The sequence below is a fragment of the Kitasatospora sp. NPDC047058 genome, assembly GCF_040643935.1.
In the GTDB taxonomy this organism is placed as follows: Bacteria; Actinomycetota; Actinomycetes; order Streptomycetales; family Streptomycetaceae; genus Kitasatospora.
Genome location: NZ_JBEYVJ010000741.1, coordinates 1 through 2,007 on the forward strand (window position 1 = coordinate 1; position 2,007 = coordinate 2,007).

A 2,007-nucleotide genomic window follows, 5' to 3' on the forward strand; every position below is an offset into this window, starting at 1 on the left:
GCTCAGGCCTGCGGGGCCTGAGCCGGGCCGTCAGCGGGCTCGGCAACCGGCCCGTCGGCCGGGTCGTCCTGGTCGGCGGCCGCGCGCACCAGCTCGGGCAGCAGGTCCGCCACCGCCGCGGTCAGCGCCTCCAGCACCCGGCAGTCGGGGCACGGGTGCCACAGCAGGCACACCTCGGCGTCAAGGAAGGACACCGTCGGCGCCCCGACGGCCAGCAGCCGCTCCTCCAGCCCCCCGCGCAGCAGCGCCTCCTCCAAGCCCGAGGTGTCCTGGCCGCGCGGCCCGTAGACCAGGCCCTGCGGCCACCGGATCTGCTGCGCCGCGCTGCTCCAGTCGCGCTCCAGTGTGGCCCGCGCTCCAGCTTCCGCTCCAGCCGCGCGATCTGGGTATCGGACAGCTTGGGGCGACCGGGTGAGCCCTTCGATGCGAGTGCGGCCTCACCGCCCTCGCGCCACTGTCGGCGCCAGCGTTCCACCGAGCGCACGCTCACCCGCAGCGCGGCCGCGATGTCCCGGCTCTTGTCCCCGTCCTCGAAGCGTTCCACAGCCGGTCGCCGGATCCGCTCCCGCGCGGCCCTCTCCGCGTCGGTCAAACCGCCGCCCTGTGCATACCTCACAGCACATGACTACCGGGGTCACCCCTCCACCGGCAGGCGAACGCTACGGCTTCACCCATCCGAGCGACATCACGAGTTCAACTTCAGTGGCGCGCAAATGACCGCCAGTCAGCTACACAAAACAGGTCAATCACCTTGAAGCGCCGAAGGCAGTAGATATCGATCGCGTCAAGGAATCACCGTCGGCCAGTGGGCAGGGAAAATCAGCCCGTCTAGCTCGATTAGCTTCTTAAGGCTGACGGCCGCGATTACGGTCCTCGTTATGCCCTTCGCCAATCAAGCGGAGAGGGGATCAGGGAGGCCAAACCATGATCAAGAAACTTCCCGTACTTGCCGCAGCCGTAGCACTCCTGCTCACACCCATGGCCGGCACCGCGTCTGCCGAGACGGCCACACAATCGGAGCCAGTGGCCAGTCCCGCCGCTTCAAACACTGCCTGGTTCAGCCCTGACGGCTACTCGAACGCGGTCCGGATCACCCAGTTCGTCGCCGGTGACGGCCATCACTACGTCTACGGAATCTTGAATTCCCGAAGCTCCAACCTTGCGCTCTACTATGACAGGTCCACCGACGGTGGCCAGCACTGGGACAGCTTCGTTGACCGGGTTTACGTTGCTCCTGGACAATACGCTCTGCCGATTAAGTACGACGACGGCGGTGTGTGGTATCGGGCATGCTCCGCAGCGGAGTGGGCGGGCAACCCCTACGGAAGTCCCGAGTGGGGCTACGACATCGCCTGCACTAACTGGTTCTGATCTCTGGAACGGCCCGTCGCATCCGGCGGGCCGTTCCAGCGTGTCTGGCGGCAGATCGTCGACGTTGGCCACCAACCCGGCTATCGCTAAGAGTGTCAGCAAAGTCAAGTGGAGCAGGGATGCCCGACCAGCCGCCCACCCGCCGCGAGCGCCAGCGCGAACAGACCGCGGCGGAGATCCTCGCCGCCGCCCGCGCCCTGCGCCGCTGGGCGCTGACCAACCGCAGCGAGTTCACCCTGCCGTTCGGCAAGCCCGTCGCCGACGCCGGCACCGCCCCCACCGACCCCGCGCACGAGGCGAGCTGGCGCTTCGGCCAGGTCTTCCTCGGCCTGATGGCCCGGCTCTGGGCCGAAGGATCCGTCTCGAGCCAGCTCACACCGGAGCCCGCCCCACTTGGTGGTCCCAGTTCGACGACCTGCGCGAGCACCTCACCGAGGACATTCCGCTGCCCCTGATCCACCAATTCGTTCAGGCCTGGACCTGCATCTACGGGCTCGTCGCCCTGGAGACCTTCGGTCACCTCGACTTCACCCTGGCCGACCCCGAGCCGTTCTTCGAGCAGGCCCTCGCCGACGTCCTCGGATCACTGACACCGGGCACACCCACGATGTAGACCGCCACGGTCCACAAGCCGGC

At 67.7% G+C, this 2,007-nt stretch carries 4 protein-coding genes and 1 pseudogene; 3 read left to right on the forward strand and 2 right to left on the reverse strand.

All coding sequences use genetic code 11. The features are described 5' to 3' along the window. Nucleotides 1–2 precede the first annotated feature (2 nt). Both ABZ885_RS40010 and ABZ885_RS40015 read right to left on the reverse strand, forming a co-directional pair. The gene (locus tag ABZ885_RS40010) at nucleotides 3–257 is read right to left on the reverse strand and encodes a hypothetical protein (protein WP_360199960.1); all 255 of its coding nucleotides are present in this window, start codon (nucleotides 255–257) and stop codon (nucleotides 3–5) included. A 68-nt stretch (nucleotides 258–325) separates the two neighbouring features. Beyond that, nucleotides 326–616 (reverse strand): annotated as a pseudogene (locus ABZ885_RS40015) (helix-turn-helix domain-containing protein); the annotation flags it as partial. 308 nt (nucleotides 617–924) lie between these two features. Between ABZ885_RS40015 and ABZ885_RS40020 the strand changes: the two are divergent. The 3 genes from ABZ885_RS40020 (at nucleotide 925) to ABZ885_RS40030 (ending at nucleotide 1,984) form a co-directional block, all read left to right on the forward strand. Then, nucleotides 925–1,371, forward strand: coding sequence for a hypothetical protein (locus ABZ885_RS40020; RefSeq protein ID WP_360199954.1), 447 nt, complete (start codon nucleotides 925–927; stop codon nucleotides 1,369–1,371). 119 nt (nucleotides 1,372–1,490) lie between these two features. Further along, nucleotides 1,491–1,826 carry a WHG domain-containing protein gene (locus tag ABZ885_RS40025; RefSeq protein ID WP_360199956.1) on the forward strand — a complete coding sequence of 112 codons (336 nt, stop codon included), beginning with the start codon at nucleotides 1,491–1,493 and terminating at the stop codon, nucleotides 1,824–1,826. Between the two features lie 29 nt (nucleotides 1,827–1,855). Continuing rightward, nucleotides 1,856–1,984: a hypothetical protein gene (locus ABZ885_RS40030; protein WP_360199958.1), complete on the forward strand. Its 129-nt coding sequence runs from the start codon at nucleotides 1,856–1,858 to the stop codon at nucleotides 1,982–1,984. The last annotated feature ends 23 nt before the right edge of the window (nucleotides 1,985–2,007 follow it).

Bases quoted from the DNA above. Each gene is read 5' to 3' on its own strand.
- ABZ885_RS40025 (WP_360199956.1), top strand. From the start codon at position 1,491: ATGCCCGACCAGCCGCCCACCCGCCGCGAGCGCCAGCGCGAACAGACC.
- ABZ885_RS40020 (WP_360199954.1), top strand. From the start codon at position 925: ATGATCAAGAAACTTCCCGTACTTGCCGCAGCCGTAGCACTCCTGCTC.